The organism is Cupriavidus sp. USMAHM13 (genome assembly GCF_001854285.1).
GTDB classification, from domain to species: domain Bacteria; phylum Pseudomonadota; class Gammaproteobacteria; order Burkholderiales; family Burkholderiaceae; genus Cupriavidus; species Cupriavidus malaysiensis.
In genome coordinates this window covers 1,596,499-1,614,360 of record NZ_CP017752.1, presented here as the reverse complement: position 1 = coordinate 1,614,360, position 17,862 = coordinate 1,596,499, and the positions used below count along the sequence as shown (strand labels likewise).

15 protein-coding genes are annotated in these 17,862 nt (G+C 71.7%); 7 read left to right on the top strand and 8 right to left on the bottom strand.

The features are described from left to right. Positions 1-14 precede the first annotated feature (14 nt). Both BKK81_RS25465 and BKK81_RS25460 read left to right on the top strand, forming a co-directional pair. The gene (locus BKK81_RS25465) at positions 15-764 is read left to right on the top strand and encodes a sulfite exporter TauE/SafE family protein (RefSeq protein WP_442873419.1); all 750 of its coding nucleotides are present in this window, start codon (positions 15-17) and stop codon (positions 762-764) included. A gap of 306 nt (positions 765-1,070) precedes the next feature. Beyond that, entirely contained in the window at positions 1,071-2,123 is a 1,053-nt protein-coding gene (locus tag BKK81_RS25460) for a porin (protein WP_071018745.1), read from the top strand. Between the two features lie 74 nt (positions 2,124-2,197). Here the strand turns inward: BKK81_RS25460 and BKK81_RS25455 are convergent, their stop codons facing one another. After that, the gene (locus tag BKK81_RS25455) at positions 2,198-3,013 is read right to left on the bottom strand and encodes an alpha/beta fold hydrolase (protein ID WP_231908220.1); all 816 of its coding nucleotides are present in this window, start codon (positions 3,011-3,013) and stop codon (positions 2,198-2,200) included. A 328-nt stretch (positions 3,014-3,341) separates the two neighbouring features. On the opposite strand from BKK81_RS25455, the gene BKK81_RS25450 reads away from it, so the two are divergent. The 3 genes from BKK81_RS25450 to BKK81_RS25440 all read left to right on the top strand — a co-directional run bounded on the left by BKK81_RS25450 (position 3,342) and on the right by BKK81_RS25440 (position 6,286). Continuing rightward, a complete protein-coding gene (locus BKK81_RS25450; protein WP_071018741.1) occupies positions 3,342-4,376 on the top strand; it encodes a Bug family tripartite tricarboxylate transporter substrate binding protein in 1,035 nt (344 codons plus the stop codon). Between the two features lie 28 nt (positions 4,377-4,404). Next, a complete protein-coding gene (locus BKK81_RS25445; RefSeq protein ID WP_231908219.1) occupies positions 4,405-5,055 on the top strand; it encodes a c-type cytochrome in 651 nt (216 codons plus the stop codon). A gap of 97 nt (positions 5,056-5,152) precedes the next feature. Further along, positions 5,153-6,286, top strand: coding sequence for an acetamidase/formamidase family protein (locus tag BKK81_RS25440; protein ID WP_071018739.1), 1,134 nt, complete (start codon positions 5,153-5,155; stop codon positions 6,284-6,286). A gap of 31 nt (positions 6,287-6,317) precedes the next feature. Here the strand turns inward: BKK81_RS25440 and BKK81_RS25435 are convergent, their stop codons facing one another. The 5 genes from BKK81_RS25435 to BKK81_RS25415 form a co-directional block, all read right to left on the bottom strand. Next, complete coding sequence (locus tag BKK81_RS25435) at positions 6,318-7,169, bottom strand: helix-turn-helix transcriptional regulator (RefSeq protein ID WP_071018737.1); 852 nt, start codon at positions 7,167-7,169, stop codon at positions 6,318-6,320. Between the two features lie 373 nt (positions 7,170-7,542). Then, positions 7,543-8,610 (bottom strand): Ldh family oxidoreductase, encoded by a 1,068-nt coding sequence (locus BKK81_RS25430; RefSeq protein ID WP_071018735.1) that lies wholly within the window; start codon positions 8,608-8,610, stop codon positions 7,543-7,545. Beyond that, complete coding sequence (locus BKK81_RS25425) at positions 8,607-9,482, bottom strand: alpha/beta hydrolase (protein WP_197524056.1); 876 nt, start codon at positions 9,480-9,482, stop codon at positions 8,607-8,609. Before BKK81_RS25425 ends, BKK81_RS25430 begins: the two co-directional genes overlap by 4 nt. A 102-nt stretch (positions 9,483-9,584) precedes the next feature. Beyond that, entirely contained in the window at positions 9,585-10,124 is a 540-nt protein-coding gene (locus tag BKK81_RS25420) for a GlcG/HbpS family heme-binding protein (RefSeq protein ID WP_083384433.1), read from the bottom strand. A 518-nt stretch (positions 10,125-10,642) separates the two neighbouring features. Beyond that, on the bottom strand, positions 10,643-11,797 hold the full coding sequence (locus tag BKK81_RS25415) for an RNA ligase RtcB family protein (RefSeq protein WP_071018732.1): 1,155 nt from the start codon (positions 11,795-11,797) through the stop codon (positions 10,643-10,645). A gap of 786 nt (positions 11,798-12,583) precedes the next feature. On the opposite strand from BKK81_RS25415, the gene BKK81_RS25410 reads away from it, so the two are divergent. Together BKK81_RS25410 and BKK81_RS25405 are read left to right on the top strand one after the other, a co-directional pair. Further along, positions 12,584-13,456, top strand: coding sequence for an alpha/beta fold hydrolase (locus BKK81_RS25410; RefSeq protein WP_071018731.1), 873 nt, complete (start codon positions 12,584-12,586; stop codon positions 13,454-13,456). 55 nt (positions 13,457-13,511) lie between these two features. Continuing rightward, on the top strand, positions 13,512-14,876 hold the full coding sequence (locus BKK81_RS25405; RefSeq protein WP_071018729.1) for an MFS transporter: 1,365 nt from the start codon (positions 13,512-13,514) through the stop codon (positions 14,874-14,876). Here the strand turns inward: BKK81_RS25405 and BKK81_RS25400 are convergent. Together BKK81_RS25400 and BKK81_RS25395 are read right to left on the bottom strand one after the other, a co-directional pair. Next, complete coding sequence (locus tag BKK81_RS25400) at positions 14,804-16,750, bottom strand: cobaltochelatase CobT-related protein (protein ID WP_071018727.1); 1,947 nt, start codon at positions 16,748-16,750, stop codon at positions 14,804-14,806. The genes BKK81_RS25405 and BKK81_RS25400 overlap by 73 nt on opposite strands. Further along, complete coding sequence (locus BKK81_RS25395) at positions 16,747-17,715, bottom strand: AAA family ATPase (RefSeq protein ID WP_197524072.1); 969 nt, start codon at positions 17,713-17,715, stop codon at positions 16,747-16,749. The genes BKK81_RS25400 and BKK81_RS25395 overlap by 4 nt, the downstream gene beginning before the upstream one ends. Positions 17,716-17,862: the final 147 nt, after the last annotated feature.

Sequence of the window (17,862 nt, the reverse complement as noted above, 5' to 3'; positions counted from 1 at the left end):
CGGGGGCGCTGCCCATGCTGGCCGTGATGGCCGCCGCCGGCTACTTCCAGACGGTGACCGGCTTCGGCCTCGGCATGATCGTGATGGGCGCGGCCAGCGTGCTGCAGCTCGCCCCGGTGGCGACGCTGGCCGTGCTGGTCAGCCTGGTGACGCTGGCCAACAGCGCGGTCGCCCTGCCCGGCCGGATGCAGCGCATGGACTGGCCGGCGGTGCGCGCCGCCACGCTGGGCCTGCTGCCCTCGGTGGTGGCGGGCGCCCTGCTGCTCGATTACCTCGACCAGCGCGCGGCCGACCTGCTGCAACTGCTGCTGGGCGCGGTGATCCTGTACGGCGGCCTGGGCGCGGCCTGGCGGCCCGAACCGCTGCAGCGGCGTTCCAGCCAGCGCAGCTTCTTCCTGAGCGGGGTCTTCGGTGGCCTGCTCAGCGGCCTGTTCGGCGTCTCCGGACCGCCCCTGATCTTCCAGTTCTACCGGCAGCCGCTGCGGCTGGCGGAGATCCGCGGCGCGCTGATCCTGGTCTTCACCGTGAGTTCGACGATACGCACGCTGTTCAGCCTGAGCCAAGGGCGGCTCGATGCCGCGCTCTGGCTGCAGGCGGCACTGGCGGTGCCGGTGGTGGCGCTGGCCACCGCGGCGGCGCGGCGCTTTCCGCCACCGCTGTCGGGGGGCGCCACGCGCCGGCTGGCCTTCGGCGTGCTGGTGCTGATCGGCGGCGGCCTGGCGGCGCCGGCGCTGCTGGCCTTGCTGCGCGGCGGCGCCGCCTGACGCAGCGGCGCGACTGCGCCGACGGCTGCCAGCCCAGCCCCAGGCTCTTCTGCAGAGGGGTCAGGCCTCGCAGGGCGGCAACTGCGGCCGCCCTCGTTTCTCCACGCTCGCGGGCATCGCGCGTGCCGCGGCGCGCCGCCATCCCCGCCCCGTACCATACCCGCCACCGCATTCCGGACCCCTGCCCAATTGGCGGGACGATTGGGTTAGCGCCCGCTCCCTCCCCCCTCGTACCCTTGCTGCGCCGGCGTATCGCCGCGCGGACAACCATAACGCCTGACACGGCGGAGGAACGAGGAGAAACGCATGAAGAGAGCGGGAGCATGCCTGGTGGCAGCATTGGGCGCGGGAGCGGGTACGGCAAGCGCCCAGTCGGGCGTGACCATCTACGGGGTCGCGGACGTCTACATGGAGTACGTCAAGTCCGGCGCCAACCATGCCATGCGCATCGAGGATGGCGGGCTGTACCAATCCCGCTGGGGACTGCGCGGCAAGGAGGAACTCGCATCGGGACTCGCCGCGGTGTTCAACCTGGAAACGGGCCTGGCGCTGGACAGCGGCAACGTCCAGCAAGGCGGACGGCTGTTCGGCCGCCAGGCGTGGGTCGGCCTGAGCAGCACCACCTGGGGCGCGCTGACCCTGGGCCGGCAGAACACGCCGATCTACTACATCGAGGGGCAGGCCTCGGCCTTCGGCTTCTCACCGTATGGCCCGCTCGGGCGCCTGCAGAACAGCGGGCCGGCCGGCAGCAGCCTGACGGCGCGCGCCGATAATTCCATCCGCTACGAGACGCCCGAGATCGCCGGCCTGCAGGCCAGCGCGCTGTTCTCCTTCGGCGCCGAGCGCACCGGCCCGCCGCGCGACGCGGACTGGCTGAAGGCGGTGGGACTGACCTACTCGCGCGGCCCGCTGTGGCTTGGCCTGGCCTACGAGCGCACGTACAGCATCGCCGCGGTCGCCAATGCCGACCGCGACGAACGCGCGATCGGCGCCACCTACGAACTGCCCTGGTTCAAGCTGTTCGTCAACGGGCGCCAGGCCACGCGCTGGGTGCCGGGGCAGGCAACGCTCAAGGACCGCGGCTTCCACGTCGGCGCCACCATTCCGGCGGGCCCGGCCGGCCTGGTGCTGCTGGCCTACGGCATGCAGCGCTCGGTCGACACGCCGAACCGCGGCCAGCAGGCCTCGATCGGCTACCAGTACTCGCTGTCCAAGCGCACCACGCTCTACGCGAATGCCAGCAAGATCTGGAACAAGAACAAGGCCAACTATACGTTCTCCAATGTGCCGAACGAGGTCACGCCGGGCGGCGTTTCCAACCCGCAGGGCATCATGGCCGGGATGCGGCACCTGTTCTGAAGTACGGCGGCAAGGAGGCCGGATACGGCCTCCGGGCGGGCGCTCCGCGCGGCAGGCGGAGTACCGCGCCGCGCTCAGCCGCGCGGACCTTCCCCCATGCCCGCGAGCGGGATGCCGCCGAGAAAGCGCTCGACCCGCGTGGCCAGGTCCACCGGCGCCTCGTCCATCGGATAGTGGCCCGCATTGCCGATCGCTTCGATCGCCAGTTCGAGGAACAGCGCACCGTAGGTCTGCTTCATGACCTCGGCGGTCAGCGACGGGTCGTGCTCGCCGACCAGCAGCAGCGTCGGGATACGGGTGCCGGCGAGCTGGGCGGAATGATCCGTATCGGCCCAGGCCCTGAAATAGGCCGCGAAGGCCTCGGCGTCGGCGTGCCGCTCCGACTCGCGGACCATCTTTTCCACCCAGTGCCGGCTCAGCCGATTGCCGGTCGAAAAGTCGATGATGCCGAAGCGCGCCTCGGCATCTCCGGAGGCGCGCTCGAACAGGCTGCGCGAGGCTTCGTCGAACGGCACCGCGGTCGGCGGCACCGGCGTGACACCGACCATGGCGGCGACGCGCGCGGGGGCGAGCGCCGCCACCGCCTGCATGCCCTTGCCTCCCATCGAGTGCCCGAGCAGCGCGAAACGCTGCCATCCGAGCGCATCGGCGCAGGCCAGCACGTCGCGCGCGATCTCGCGCATGGAGAACTCGCCCCGGACCGCCTTGCGGCTGCCGTAGCCCCGGTAATCGATAAAGGCGTAGGTGAAGCGCTCGCCGTCCAGCGCGTCGGTGAAGGCGCCCCAGCCCCGTGCATGGCCGAACCAGCCGTGCAGGGCGATGACATGCCTGGGACCGGTGCCGACCGTGAAGATTGCGGCGTCGATATCGCGGCTCATTGCGTCTCGCATTGCGTCTCCCGTTGTGATTGGATCGGACGCCCATCTTGCCGCACGCGCCGCGCGGCCGGCGCCCCGGCGGCGAGATTCCCGGACCATCGGGTAAGCGCCCGGCCCGTCCGGCGCCGCCGCGCAGAACGGTGGACGCTTGGGTAAACGCCTCGCCATTGCGGGAAGCGGCCCGCCGCCAGATCCGTAGAGTAGCAGCCGGGATACGCACGGTTTTCCGGTGCGTCGCGGCCGTGCAACACGGCACATTTCGACAAGACACGACGCCGTGCGGCGCACCGCCACGCACCGCCACGCATCATCGGCACCAGTCATGAGGAGACAAGATCCAATGCACCACCGCAAGCACCTGACCTGGCGCGCCGCTCCCGCGCGGCTGGCCGCGCTCGCCATCCTGGCCGCCACGCTCGCGGGCCTGCCGGGCGGCGCGGCACGGGCCGCGGGCACGGACGGGGCCCCATCGCCTGCGCCGTCGCCGGGCTGGAAGCCAACCAGGCCGATCGTCTTCATCGTGCCCTTTCCCCCCGCGGGCATCAACGATGTGCTGGCCCGCACCGTGGCCCAGCGCCTGTCGACCGCGCTGGGCCAGCCCGTGGTGGTGGAGAACCGCCCTGGCGCCAGCGGCAACATCGGCGCGGAGGTGCTGTCGCGGGCAACGCCCGATGGCCACACGATCGGCATCCTGAACAGCATCCACGGGGTCAACGCCGCCTTCTACCGCAAGCTGCCCTACGACATCACGCGCGATCTCGTGCCGGTGGCGCCGCTGGGCGAATCGCCGCTGGTGCTGGTCACCAATCCGCGCACGCCCTACCAGTCGGTCGCCGAACTGATTGCCTATGCCAAGGCGAATCCCGGCAAGGTCAACTACGGCGGGCCGACCAGCTACCCGCTCGAGATGATCAAGACGATGGCCGGCGTCGATATCACCAACGTGCCGTACAAGGGGAGCGGACCGACCATCAACGACATGATCGCCGGCCACATCGACCTGGCGACCGGCCCGCTGCTGGAATACATGCCCCACGTCAAGACCGGCAAGCTGAGGCTGCTGGCCGTGGGCACCGCCAACCGGCTCAAGGCGCTGCCGGCCGTCCCCACCGTCGCGGAGAGCATCCCCGGCTATGACATCACGGTGTGGTACGGCGTGTTCGCGCCCAAGGGCACGCCGGCGCCGATCGTGGAACGCCTGCGCGGCGAGATCCGCAGCCTGATGAAGGATGCCGAGGTACGCGACAAGCTGGCAGCGCTCAGCGTGGATACGGCCTTCAGCCAGGCCGGCGCGAATGCGCTGCCGAACCGCGTGGCCAGCGAAACCGAGCGCGCCAAGCGCATCGTCGCCAGGACCGGCGGCTATCTCAACTGAAGCGGCGGACCGCCGAGAGGAGGCAGAGGTGAGTGACCTCTTTCCACTGCGCCGCCGCTGCGCCGCCATGCTGGCCGCTTGCGCCCTGTCCGGGCCGTTGCTGGCACAGCCGCTGCCGCCCGAAGCAGCAGCTGCGGCGGCGCGACGTACGGCGGAACAGGTCTGCGCGGCGTGCCACGGGCAGGCGGGCCAGAGCACGCAGGCCCGATATCCCAGCCTGGCCGGCCAGGATGAAACGTATCTCTTCAAGCAGCTGCGCCAGTTCCGCGCGGCCGACGGCAAGCCGGCACTGCGCCAGGACGCCACCATGGCCGCGGTGGTTCACGGCATGGGCGACGAGGAGATGCACGAGCTGGCCCGCTACTTCAGCCGCCAGCCCCATGCGCGCGGACAGGCCGCGCAGCCGCAGCTGGTCGAGGCCGGCAAGGCCATCTATCGGCAAGGCAACCCCGCCAGCCGGCTGCCTGCCTGCGTGACTTGCCATCGGCCCGACGGCGGCGGCATCCCGCCGGACTTCCCGCGCCTGGCCGGCCAGCAGCCGGCCTATGTCGTCAAGCAGCTGCACGCATGGAAGGCCGGCACGCGCGGGGGACCGGGCAAGCTGATGAGCCTGCTGGTCCCGCTGATGAGCGACGAGGAGATCGAGGCGGTCGCGCAGTATGTCGCGCAGCTGCCCTGAGCGGCCCCCCCCTCGGCAAGAAAGACTTTCGCCGTCCCGCCGTACGCTTGCCGGCGACGGCTCCACCAGGAAGCAACAGAGGAAGAGAGTACGCAAGATGAAGATCGACAGGAGACAGTGGTTCAAGACCGCCAGCGCCCTCGGCCTGGGGGCCGCATCGTTCAAGGCGCTGGCGCAGGGCAGCCCCGCGGATGCCCGCGCCATGCCCGGCGGCGCGGCGCCGCTGCCGGTATCGCGCCCGGGCAGGATCCATACGATCGAGTCCGGCAGCGAGACGGTGCGTGTCGGCATCCTCGACCCGAAGGCGGCACCGGTCGTGCGGATCGAATCCGGCGATCTCGTCAAGTATCCCGACACCTGGGTCAACTGGGCCAACGGCGCCAAGTACGGCATGCGCTACGAAGACCGTGAGCCGGTGCGCAAGCGCTTCCCCCAGGGGCCCTACTCGAACGTGGGGCCGGTGGAGCTGCTGGGCGCGATGCCGGGCGACGTGGTGGAGTGCCGCATGGTGCGGCTGCGGCCGATCGGCTGGGGCTGGAACTCGGCGCCCAAGGGCGTCGGCGCGCTGCCGAACGATTTCGCCAAGCCCTACCTGCGCTACTTCAAGTTCGACGAGGAACGCCGGTACACCGAGTTCGCGCCCGGCATCCGCATCAAGCTGGCGCCGTTCCAGGGCGTGATGGCGGTGCAGCCGGCCGGCGACGAGCCCGTCAGCGGCATCCTCAGCGGTCCTTACGGCGGCAATCTCGTGCTGCGCGAGCTGGTCGAGGGCACCTCGCTGTTCCTGCCGGTCCAGCGCCCCGGCGCCATGATCTGGACCGGCGACTCCCATGCCGCGCAGGGCGACGGCGTGGTCAACCAGACCGCCATCGAGACCGCCATGGAAGACATGCGCATCCAGTACTTCCTGCACAAGCGGCGCGCGCTGGCCCTGCCGATGGCGGAAACGCCCGGCCACTGGATCGTGCTCGGCTTCGGCAAGAATCTCGACGAGGCGCTGACCGCCTGCCTGCGGCAACTGATCGAATGGGTCAGCGCGGCGGCAGGGATGGATCCGCAGGATGTCTATTCGCTGGCCAGCATCGCCGCCGACTTCCGCATCACCCAGTACTCCAACCAGACCGCCAGCAACTACACCTCGATTCCGCCCAAGACCGTGCACTGCATGCTGCCCAAGGCCGTATTCGACGCCGCCATGCTCGACCAGCTGTCGCGCTCGCTGCGCGGCTGACGGGCCCGCCCCTCGGCTGCCGCGCGGTGCCTCAGCCGGCCCGCGCGGAGCCGGTCATGCCGACGCGGCGGAACTCCGAGGGGCTGAGCCCGAGGTGCTGGACGAAGAAGCGCGTGAAGTGTCCCTGCGCGCTGAAGCCGAGCTGGTGCGCCACGTCGCTGATGCTCGCCTGCTGCTCGGCCAGCAGGCGCGTGGCGATGCTGACCCGCACCCAGTCCAGGTACTGCTGCGGCGAGATGCCCATGCAGGCCTTGAACTGGTCGAACAAGCGGCTGCGCGACATGCCCACGGCACCGGCGACCGTTTCCACGCTGGGGTTCTCCCACACATGCGCGCGGATATATTCCGCGGCACGCTTGATGCGGTAGTCGAGCGGCCTCGCGCTGGCCAGGACTTCGGTCATGGAGCGGCGCTGCACGTGGCGCGCGGCCACCTGGCCTACCAGCCCGGCGAGCGCGGCCTCGCAATCCGCCGGGCCGTCGCCGGCGTCATGGGCCAGGCAGCCGGCGAGCGCTGCCAGCGCCGCGGCGGTCGGCGCGTCCATGCGCACGAGCGGCTGCGGAAAACGCAGGCCGACGGCGGGATGGTCGGCCGCGAGCGTATCGCCCAGCCATTGCGGCTCCAGCAGCAAGGCCAGCAGCAAGGAAGGCTCGCCCTCCTGCGGCAGCTTGGCGTGCGTCGCCCAAGGATTGATCAGCAGCGCGCAGCCGTCGCCCAGCCGGTGCTGCTCGCCGTCGACCTTGAAGCAGGCGTCCGCGCCGCCGAGCTTGAAGATCAGGTGGAATTCCGCATGCGCATGGGCCACGAGCGGCCCTGCGGTCAGGTGCAGGGTGGCGCGCCCGAAGCTGCCAAGGGCGATGCGTATCTGGCGGTCTCTTGCCATTCAGAATGTCTCCGCGTGAACCGCGCCGGCCGGGCTGTCCTGCGGACGGCCCGGCACCGCCGCGCCGAGGGCCCGCGCACAGGCAGGCGTGCGGGGGCGGGCGCGGACGTTCCGGCTCGGGTGGGATCGAGTCCCTCTCGCTTGAATGCAAACGTTTGCATTCCGCCAGCGCATTATCGATGCCGCGCCAGGAGCGTCAAGAGGCGTATCGCAGACACTGGTCGCACGGACGCCGTGCCCACGCGAGAATCTCCAATGAAGACAAGGAGATAGCGCACGGCATCGGAAATCATCGGAAATACCCTAGGGTTGCCTGGGCACCACGGCAAGTGCTGCCGGCGGCGCACCAGGAACGCTCCCTGGTCCCGCCCGCTCAAGCCCCGCTCCACGGCGGCGGCACCTCCAGCCCGCGTGCCAGCCCTTCCAGCGCTGTCACGGTGGCGCCCGGCAATGCCACGCCATCCGCGCGGCGCGCCCGCGCTTCGGCATAACCGCGCTCGCCGGGCAAGCGTGGCGGGCCTTCGGCCGAAGGAGGCAGGCCGCGGATGGCCGCGGCCAGTTCGCTCACCTGCGCGTGGAAGCGGGCCGGCTCCATCAACTGGGCAATGTCGATGGCGAGGAACCACGCATTCTGCGTGTGGCGCGCTGCCCCCGCGCCCGCCTCCGCGCCGAGCGCCGGGGCAAGGATCGGATGGCCGGCCAGCAGGCTGCAGGCGATCTCGGCCATCAGGGCCAGGCCGGAGCCCTTGGCCCCGCCCAGCGGCAAGGGAGTCGCCGCCCGCCGCGCGTCCGTGGTCGGCCTGCCCTCGGCATCGATGGCCCAGCCAGGCGCCAACGGCATGCCGGTGGCGCGCGCCTGCATCAGCTTGCCCAGCGCGACGGCCCCCGAAGCCATGTCGAACAGGATCGGGTCAGACGGGTGAGACGGCCCCGGGCAGGCCATCGAGAGCGGCGCGGTCGAGACTCCCGCGGCGGCGGCACCGTGGTAAGCCATCAGCGGGCCGGAGGCCGCCATGGCCATGGCGAACAGCCCGGCCCGGGCGGACCGGGCGGTGTGGAAACCGAGCGCGCCGGTATGCGTGGTCTCGCGCAGCAGCACCAGGCTGGCCCCGGCGCGCCTGGCCCCGGCTTCGGCCAGTTCGCGTGCCGCGCGCATGCCGACCGCGCCGGCGCAGCGCCCGCCTTCCACCACGGACAGCGCCGGCAGGCACAGGCCGGGGCGCGGCTGTGCCTGGCCGTCCATCTCGCCGCTGGCCAGCCAGCGCGCATACAGCGGCAGGCGTGCGACACCGTGCCCGTGCGCGCCGCGCAGGTCGGCCCACACCAGGCTCTCGGCGACCAGCGCGGCATCCGGGGCTTGCAGGCCGGCACAGGCCAGCAGCGAGGCGGCGAAGGCCTGCAGCCGCGCGGCATCGATGCGCAGGGGAGCCGCTTCGCTCATGCCGCCTGCTCCCGCTCGCGCCGCACGGGGAAGTACCTGCGCAGCCAGTCCGCGACCAGGTTCAGGACCATGCGGTTGTCATCGGAGAAGATGAAGTGGTCGACATTCGCCACCAGGTGCAGGTCGGCCGGCATGCCGGCGTGGCGGAACAACTCGATCGATTGCTCGGTCGGCGTGACCGAGTCGTCGGCGGGATGCAGCAGCAGCAAGGGCCTGGGCGCGATCTTCGCGACCACCGCATTGGGGCGGAAGCGCAGCATGCTCTCGACCACCTCGAAGGGAAACTCCAGGAAGGAGCCGGCCGGCAGGTTGCCGCGCAGGCTGGGCGGAATGGGCACGATATCGAAGCGCGACACCGGCATCGACACCCCCTGGCTGCGCTGCGCGCGGCCGCGCGCCACCATCTCCTCGAAACGCTGCCAGGCCTGCGCGCCGGCGTGCTGCTGGCGCAGCTTGGCTTCGCCATCGCCCCAGCCGGCCGAGGCGATGCAGGCGGCGATGCGCGCATCCACGCCGGCCGCGTAGACGGCCACCGCCGCGCCGAAGCTGTGGCCCATCACCGCCACCCGCGCGGGATCGACCTGCGGCAGGGTCTGCAGGAAGCTGACCGCATGGCGCGTGTCGGCCACCTGGTCTTCGCACAGCACCTTGGCCCGCTCGCCCTCGCTGTTGCCGCAGCCGCGCATATCGAAGCGCAGCACGACGTAGCCGAGCGACGAGAACAGGCGCGTGGCCAGCTGCACCATGCCGTCGTCCTGGTTGCTGCCGAAGCCGTGCAGGACCGCGATGGCGGGCCGGCGCTCGCCGGGCTCGGCATCGGCGGGCAGATGGAGGGCTCCCGCCAGCAGGAGGCCGTCGGAGTCGAATGTCACAGGGGTATGCACGTTGTGTTTCCAGGGTGGGTTGACAGGAAGTCGTCGGCCCGGGCGAGCGGGCCATGGATACCGCCGGCGCGGCGGCGTTGTGCGAGCGGCTCAGCGGCCGCCGCGCTCCGCCAGCGCGCCGATGGCCCGGATGCCGGCGCGTACCGCATCCTCGTCGGTCTGCGACGAGGCCGCGCTTGCGCCGGCGGCGCCCACCAGCGTGTCGCCGAAGAAGATGGGCAGGGAGCCCTGGGAGGGGAACATCGGCCCGCCGTAGGACAGCGCGCTGATCTGGCCGAACACGATGGGATTGGCCCGGTAGCGTTCCATCAGCTCGCGCCCGCTGACGCCGCCGGTGGCGACGCTGGCGAGCGCCTTGCCGCGCGCCACGTCGAAGCTGCCGAACGGCACACCGCTCATGCGGGCAGCGGCCACCACATGCCCGGAGGCATCGACCACGACGATGGAGATGCCGGTCTGCAGCGACTTCGCATAGGCCACCGCGGCCTGGATCAGCGCTTGCGCCTGATCGAGGGAAATGTGGGCGGCCGGCACGGTGCCCGCGGGGGCCGCCGGCTGCGCGGACGCGGATGCCGCCGCGCCGAAGCAGGCGGACAGGACAAGGGAAGCCAGGGCTTTGCTCAGGGTCATGGGAGCTCCAGTGGAGTGAAACCTGCGGCCGCGCCGGCAGCGCGGCGGCGCCTCGCATGACATCGCCGTGCCGCCCCAGGGCCATCGACCATGAGGGTAAAGGCCCGCCGTGCCAGCGCAGGCACCCAAGACTCCACTGGCTTGCCCAATGGTCCGATTCTGTCCGGCCGGCATCCGTGCACCCTGTCCGGCGCGCCAGGCCGAGGCGGCATGCATCACCGAAGTGCGCAGCAGGGCCGGCTGACGGCTCGCATTAGAGACATTACGGGCCACCCGGCTGCCAGCGGGCGTGGCCGGACTTCCAAGCCACCGGACGGACGGCAAGGCGGACCCGCAATGTCCCAGCACTCACAAGAAGTAGCTCTCAACCCACATTCAGCATGCGCATTGCGCCACGATGACACTCCGCCCGTGCCGAACACGATACAAAGACCGCGCGATGGCGAGCGAAGCGGAACCAGACCGCGCCTCCGGCACGCGGGTGCCGCCGCCACCGCGCCCCAATGCGGCGCGGAGCCTCACCCCCGCTGCCCCGCCCCCCGCATCCGGTAGGTCAGCACCGGCCGCAGGCGCGCCAGGATGGTCAGCAGGCCTTCATCGCGCAGGGCATGCACCACGCTGTCGATCGGCTTGTAGGCGTCGGGGGCTTCCTCGTAACGCAGCGCGTGGTCGCCGCAGATGACCAGGCTGCCGAGCCGCGTGCGGGCGAGCTGGTCGGGCGTGTAGCGCCGCGCCAGCCGCTCGCGGCTTTCGCCACGCGACCACTTGCGGCCGGCGCCGTGGGCGAGCGAGAACAGGCTGTGCGCGGCGGGCAGCGGCCGCACCAGGTAGCTGTAGTCGCCGCGCGAGCCGGGGATCACCACCGGGCCCTGGTCGGCCGGCGCCGCGCCCCGGCGGTGCAGCCAGCCGCGCACGCCGTCCACTTCGGCCGCCGCCACGAGGTTGTGATGCCGGTCGAGCAAGGCCTGCCCCGCACCGCCGCCCAGGCGTGCCAGCACACGCCGCGCGAGCAGGGCGCGGTTGGCGCGCGCCAGGCCTAGCGCCTGCGCATGGCTGGCGAGGTAGGCGGCGGCCTCCGTGCTGCCTTCCGCCAGGCCATCGTGGCCGCAGCGCGCCATGTGCTCGTGCAGGACGGTCTCGCCCAGTCCGCGCGCGCCACCGTGCACCAGCAGCAGCAGGCGGGCAGGATCGATGCCGAGCGCCGCCACGGCGGCGGCGTCCTCGATACCGTCGACCTGCTGCAGCTCAGCGAAGGGATTGCCGGCCCCCGGGCCACCCAGGGCGTCGAGCACGGCAGCGTGGCTGCCGTGCGCCGCCGCCAGCCGCGCGGCCTCGTCCTGCCAGGCGGCATCGGGCGGACCGTCGAGGTCGCCCAGGCTCCGGTCGAGGCGCTCGGGGCTGGCTGCCGCGGCGTCGACGCCGGTCTGCCACAGCGCCATGCCGGCGCCGATATCGCCGCCGACCAGCGCCGGATAGAGGCGGCCGACGGCGAAGCTGGCGGCGCCCGCCGGATAGGCACGGCCGGGATGCAGGCCGGGCATGGCGACCAGCCGCCGCATGCCGGGCAGCTCAAAGGTGGAGTGGAGTTGATGGACAGCCTGGCTGTCGATCCAGGTGTCGTCCGAAGCGATCAAGGAGATCCCCTCGGCAAAATGCACGATGCCGTTGCCCATAGGCCTTTCCGGAGAGATTGCGGGAAGCAGGAACCAGAGGTGGCAGGCCGGAGCCGGGCAACGCAAGCCTTCCCGCGCAGGAGCGGGAAACGGGGAACAGGGTCAGCCGAGGCGCGGTCTGCAAAGAATCAGAACAGTCTTCATGTCGATCTCCTTTGCATAGCGGTTGGGTTGAGGCAAGTTGGCGATGCTAAGCCGGCCAGGTGTGCGCGGCAAGCCCCACGGCCGGGTGGAATGCTTCGCTGTCGCGACGGCACGACAGCGGCCGGCCCGGCCGCGCCGGCGCCCGCCGCGCCGCGGCGCCTGCTCGCAAACCCGGAGCCCGGGTGCCGGTGGCGCTGTCCGGCCTCCACCGGCGCCGCCTTTTTTCCTTGTGCATCAAGGCTGTGCAACCCTTGCACGTTTTCGAGAATCGTTTTACGCGAGGACCGGACCCGCCTAGCATGCGCTTACCCCTTCGATCCGGACACGAGACCGGCCACAGGAGACAGCATGCGATCGCACCACCACGGCAAGCCGCCGTCCGGCTGAAGCCCCGCTTCCGCTGCCACCGGACAGACCGGTGCAGCGGCAACAGGTAACAGGCCAGCCGGCCTGGCCGCCCCGCCAGGCCGCCTATTCCGACGCTTGATGCGCACGCGCGCCCGGTCCCCGCGAGGGCACCGGCCGGCCGCGCTTGCGCCCGGCGCCACCGCATTACCGCATTACCGGATGACTTGACCGCCCGCCGCCAGCCGCGGCGGTTCCCCTCTCCGAACGAGATCAACGAGACCAACGAGACCAACCATGACCCCCTCCTCGCAAGCGATCACCGAAGCCGCCACCAGCCGCTTCGTCACCATCCAGGAAGCCGGCCAGGACCTGCGCATCCACTACAACGACGTCGGCAGCGGCGCCGAGACCGTCGTCATGCTGCACGGCTCCGGTCCCGGCGCCAGCGGCTGGGCCAACTTCAGCCGCAATATCGAGCCCTTCGTCGCGGCCGGCTACCGCGTGCTGCTGGTCGACTGCCCAGGCTGGAGCCAGAGCGACACCATCGTCTGCACCGGCTCGCGCTCCGAGCTCAATGCGCGCGCGCTGCTGGGCGTGCTCGACGCCATCGACCACCCGGGCCCCGTGCACATCATCGGCAACTCCATGGGCGGCCACAGCGCCGTGGCCTTCGCGCTGGCCAATCCGGCGCGCGTCGGCAAGCTGGTCCTGATGGGCGGCGGCACCGGCGGCCCGAGCCTGTTCCAGCCGATGCCGCTGGAGGGCATCAAGCTGCTGCAGGGCGTCTATCGCGAGCCGACCCTGGAGAACCTCAAGAAGATGCTGAACGTCTTCATGTACGACGCCAGCCGCCTGACCGAGGAACTGATCCAGGCCCGCCTGGACAACACGCTGGCGCGGCGCGACCACCTGGAGAACTTCGTCAAGAGCCTGGCCGCCAACCCGCGCCAGTTCCCCGACGTGGGCCACCGCCTGGGCGAGATCGCCGCGCCGGCGCTGGTCATCTGGGGCCGCGACGACCGCTTCGTGCCGATGGACGTGGGCCTGCGCCTGGTCTGGGGCATGCAGAACGCCGAGATGCACATCTTCAACCGCTGCGGCCACTGGGCGCAGTGGGAGCATGCCGAGAAGTTCAACCGCATGGTGCTCGACTTCCTCGCGCACTGAGCCGTCCGTCCAGCGCCCCCCGCCACCACAGAACCACTACGGAAGAGACAACAGCATGGACGTTCGTGAAGCCATCCGCACGCAGCCGATGCGCCGGCTGCAGTGGCAGACCGTGGCGGTCTGCCTGGTGCTGACCATGATCGACGGGTTCGAGATCCTGGTCATGGCCTTCGTCGCGCCGCACCTGGCCAAGGCCTGGCACCTGAGCCCGGTGGAGGTCGGCTACCTGCTGAGCGCCGGCGTGCTCGGCACGGCCCTGGGGGCGATCTTCCTGTCGCCCCTGGCCGACCGTATCGGCCGGCGCCCGCACGCCATCGCCTGCCTGGTCCTGATCACGCTTGGCATGGGCCTGTCAGCGGCCGCGCAGAACGTACCGCAGCTGGTGGCGTTCCGCGCCTTCGCGGGGTTGTCGATCGGCGCGCTGGTGGCCACGCTCAACATCACCGCGTCCGAATACAGCTCGCAGCGCCGGCGCGGCGTGGTGATGGGGATCTACGGCATCGGCCTGCCCGCCGGCGCCGCCCTCGGCGGCGCCCTCAGCGGCCTGCTGATCGCCGCCTATGGCTGGCGCGCGCCCTTCATTTTCGGCGCGCTGATCACCGCGCTGATGCTGGTGGTGGTCATCGCCGTCCTGCCCGAGTCGATCGACTACCTGGTGGACAAGCGCCCCCGGCGCGCGCTGGCGCAGTACAACGCGATCGCGCGCCGGCTCGGCTACGCTGCCGTGGAGCAGCTGCCCGAGGCCGCCGCGCAGGCCCGGCGCGGCGGCGTGCGCCAGGCCATCTTCGGCGGCGTGATGGCGCGGCGCACCGTCTTCCTGTGGCTGTCCTACGCGCTGCTGACGGCCGCCTTCTACTTCGCCAACACCTGGACCGCCAAGCTGATGGCCGACGCCACCGGCAGCCCCGAGCTGGGCCTGCGCGCCGGCGTGCTGGTGCCGCTCGGCGGCGTGCTGGGCGCGCTGCTGTTCGCCGCCCTGACCCTGGTGGTGCGTCCGCGCCTGGCGACCCTGTTCATCCTGTGCGGCGGCGCCGCCGCCTTCCTCGCCTACGCCAATGCGCTGGGCCACGGCGCGGTCGGCCTGTCGCTGGCGCTCGCGCTGGCGGTCGGCGTCTTCGCCAATGGGGGCATCGCCGCCTTCTACGCCATCAGCCCCTCGGTCTACCCGGCGGCGGCGCGCGGCGCCGGCGTGGGCTGGATGATCGGCTTCGGCCGCGTGGTGTCGATCCTGTCGCCGCTCGCCACCGGCTACCTGCTGGCATCCGGCTGGGCGCCGCGGCTGACCTACCAGCTGTTCGCGGGGTGCCTGCTGCTGGCGGGACTGGCCTGCTGGCTGCTCGACCGCACCTACCGCGGTACTGACGGCGGCACGGAGAGCGCTTCCGGCGCGGCCGGGGCCTCGCCGGAAGCCGCCGCCTGAGTGGACGCGCCGGCGGCGCCGGAGGCCCCGGCGACGCCCGGCGCCGGCCCGGCCTGGTCCGCCGGCAAGGCATGCCCGCGCGTGGCCAGCCAGCGCACCACGCCGCCCAGCAACGCGGTATCCAGCGGCCGCGCCGGGTCCAGCGCCAGGCTGCGCCGGTAGTAGGGACTCAGGTCGAGCCCCACCCCCAAGCCCAGCACTTCGATCTCGCCGCGCGCCTCCTCGCGCGCGACCACCTGCTGCAAGTGGCGGTCGAGGTAGTGCGCATCGTTGGCGAGCGCGGTGGCACTGTCCATCGGGCTGCCATCCGAGATCACCACCACGATGCGGCGCGCGCCGGGCCCGCCCGCATCGAGCGCGCGCAAGCGCCCGCAGGCCCATTGCAGGGCCTCGCCGTCGATGCCTTCGCGGAACAGGTCGGACTTGAACAGCGCGGCAATGCCGGCCCGCGAGCGGCGCCAGCCGCGCGCCGCCTCCTGGAACACCAGGTGGCAGCGCTCGTTGAGCCGGCCGGGACGGGGCGGGCGCCCGCGTGCCAGCCAGTCCTGGCGGGCGCGGCCGCCATGCCAGCCACCAGTGGTGAAGCCCAGCACCTCGGCCGGCACGCCGGCCAGTTCGAGCGCGCGTGCCAGCGTGTCGACCAGCATCGCCACCAGTTCGACATGCCCCTTCATCGAGCCCGAGCAGTCGACCAGCAGGCTGACCGCGCAAGCGGCCCGCGGACGCAGGCGCTCCTGCCGGAACACGCGCCGCTCGGCCGGCGAAGCGGCCAGCAGCGCCAGCCTGCGCCCGTCGATGCGGCCGCTTTCCTCGCCGAAGGACCAGCCCTGCGGACGCGGCTGCGCCAGGGCGGCGGCCAGTTCGCGCGCCAGCCGCGCCAGGTTCAGCCCGCGCGCGGCGAGCAGGCGGTCGAGCCGCTCGCGGTATTCGCGCAGCAAGGCTGGCCGCACCTGCTGCGCGGCCTGCAGCTCGCGGTCGTAGCGCGTGGTGAAGACGCGATAGGCATCGGCGCCGTGCACCATGCCGGGCGCGGCCGCCAGCCCGCCGGCGACCGCCATCCAGCCGCCGGCCTCCTCGTCGACCTCGAGCCAGAGCGCGAAGGCGGCGCGCACCGCCGCCTGCCTGTCCTCGTCCTTGCCGTCCTCCGCCGCGGCCGGCTGCCCGAAGCCCGCCGCCGCCAGCATGGCGCCGACCTGGCGCGACAAGGCCAGTGCATGCGTGGCATAGCCGCGCTGGTCGGCGCGGTGGCGCCTGAGGCCGGCCAGCGCTGCGCCCAGCGCGGGCACGATGGCCGCGCGCGTGGCTTCGATCAGGTCTTCGGTATCTTCCAGCACCGGCCGGCCCTGCACGCGCGACCAGGCGATCTGCGCCACCGTGTACAGCAGGATGCCCGCGTGGCCGTCGGTGAAGCCCGCCTGGTGGAAGCCGCGCGACCAGTCTTCGAAGCGCGCGCGCAGGTTGGCGGCGACGCCGCGCAGCGCCGGCGGCACCAGCGCCTCGCAGCGCATCTGTTCCAGCCATTCGAACAGCAGCCGTTCGAGCGGATCGTGCGGACAGAGCGCGCGGTGCACAGCGGCATCGGAGTACGCCAGGCGCAGCGCCACGCCGTCGGCCGCGCCGCGCTGTCCGGCCAGGCCGTCGGCGGTGTCGGCGCGCAGATGGGGGGCCTGCAGCGGCAGCGGCCGCAGGCCGCGTGACAGGCGGCCTGCGCGGTAGTGCAGGCTGGCGTCGCCGCTGAGCGCGCGCGCCGCCGCCGCGCACAGTTCCTGCCGGCGGCGCAACCGGGTGGCCGCGACGTTTGCCGCCGTGCCGGCGGTGCCGGCGCCACCCCTGCCCTCGTTGCCGTCGTTGCCGTCGTTGCCGTCGCCGCTCATGCGGCCAGCCTCTGCAGCGGTGCGGCGGGTGCCAGCGCCATTTCCAGTTCGCGCCCGAACACGCGCTGGAAGTACTCGGCCACCACCGGCCGCTCTGCTTCGTCGCACTTGTTGAGGAAGGTCAGGCGGAAGGCCTGGCCGGGGTCGCGGAAGATCAGGCTGTTCTCCGCCCAGTCGATCACGGTGCGCGGCGACATCAGGGTGGACAGGTCGCCGCTGGCGAAGCCGGCGCGCGTGAGCGCCGCCACCGCCACCATCGCCTCGGCCAGTTCGCGCCCACCCGCTCCACCCGCGCCCGCCAGCCCGGGCACGCACGCCAGCACGATCGCGACCTCCTCCCCGGCCGGCAGGTAGTCCAGCGTGGCCACCACGTTCCAGCGGTCGAGCTGGGCGTGGTTGAGCGCCTGGGTGCCGTGGTACAGGCCGTTGAGGTCGCCGAGGCCGACGGTGTTGCAGGTGGCGAACAGGCGGAAGGCCGGATGCGGCCGGATCACCCGGTTCTGGTCGAGCAGCGTGAAGCGGCCGTCGCGCTCCAGGATGCGCTGGATCACGAACATCACATCGGGGCGGCCGGCATCGTATTCGTCGAACACCAGCGCCACCGGCCGCTGCAGCGCCCACGGCACGATGCCTTCCTGGAACTCGGTGACCTGGCGCCCGTCGCGCAGCACGATGGCGTCCTTGCCGACCAGGTCGAGGCGGCTGATGTGGCCGTCCAGGTTCACCCGCACGCAGGGCCAGTTCAGGCGCGCGGCCACTTGCTCGACATGGGTCGACTTGCCGGTGCCGTGCCGGCCCTGCACCATCACGCGCCGCCCGCGCCCGAAGCCGGCCAGGATGGCCAGCGTCGCCTCCGGCTGGAAACGGTAGGCCGGGTCGACCTCCGGCACATGCTCGTCGCGCTGGCTGAAGGCGGGCACCTGCAGCGGCACATCGATACCGAACACCTCGCGCACCGGAACCATGCGGTCCGGTCCGGCCATCACGCTTTCCGTCACGGCTTCCTCCTCGTCTGCGTCACATTGCGGTCCGCCACGCGGCGGCCTGCCTCCCTGGATGATAGTACCGTTTCGTTTTTCTGTACAAATCATTCCGTTTAATGGTTTACAGCA

Coding starts and splice junctions, on each gene's coding strand:
- BKK81_RS25460 (WP_071018745.1), top strand. CDS start 1,071: ATGAAGAGAGCGGGAGCATGCCTGGTGGCAGCATTGGGCGCGGGAGCG.
- BKK81_RS25450 (WP_071018741.1), top strand. CDS start 3,342: ATGCACCACCGCAAGCACCTGACCTGGCGCGCCGCTCCCGCGCGGCTG.
- BKK81_RS25415 (WP_071018732.1), bottom strand. CDS start 11,797: ATGGGCAACGGCATCGTGCATTTTGCCGAGGGGATCTCCTTGATCGCT.
- BKK81_RS25420 (WP_083384433.1), bottom strand. CDS start 10,124: ATGACCCTGAGCAAAGCCCTGGCTTCCCTTGTCCTGTCCGCCTGCTTC.
- BKK81_RS25430 (WP_071018735.1), bottom strand. CDS start 8,610: ATGAGCGAAGCGGCTCCCCTGCGCATCGATGCCGCGCGGCTGCAGGCC.
- BKK81_RS25465 (WP_442873419.1), top strand. CDS start 15: ATGCTGGCCGTGATGGCCGCCGCCGGCTACTTCCAGACGGTGACCGGC.
- BKK81_RS25395 (WP_197524072.1), bottom strand. CDS start 17,715: ATGGTTCCGGTGCGCGAGGTGTTCGGTATCGATGTGCCGCTGCAGGTG.
- BKK81_RS25410 (WP_071018731.1), top strand. CDS start 12,584: ATGACCCCCTCCTCGCAAGCGATCACCGAAGCCGCCACCAGCCGCTTC.
- BKK81_RS25440 (WP_071018739.1), top strand. CDS start 5,153: ATGAAGATCGACAGGAGACAGTGGTTCAAGACCGCCAGCGCCCTCGGC.
- BKK81_RS25405 (WP_071018729.1), top strand. CDS start 13,512: ATGGACGTTCGTGAAGCCATCCGCACGCAGCCGATGCGCCGGCTGCAG.
- BKK81_RS25455 (WP_231908220.1), bottom strand. CDS start 3,013: ATGCGAGACGCAATGAGCCGCGATATCGACGCCGCAATCTTCACGGTC.
- BKK81_RS25400 (WP_071018727.1), bottom strand. CDS start 16,750: ATGAGCGGCGACGGCAACGACGGCAACGACGGCAACGAGGGCAGGGGT.
- BKK81_RS25435 (WP_071018737.1), bottom strand. CDS start 7,169: ATGGCAAGAGACCGCCAGATACGCATCGCCCTTGGCAGCTTCGGGCGC.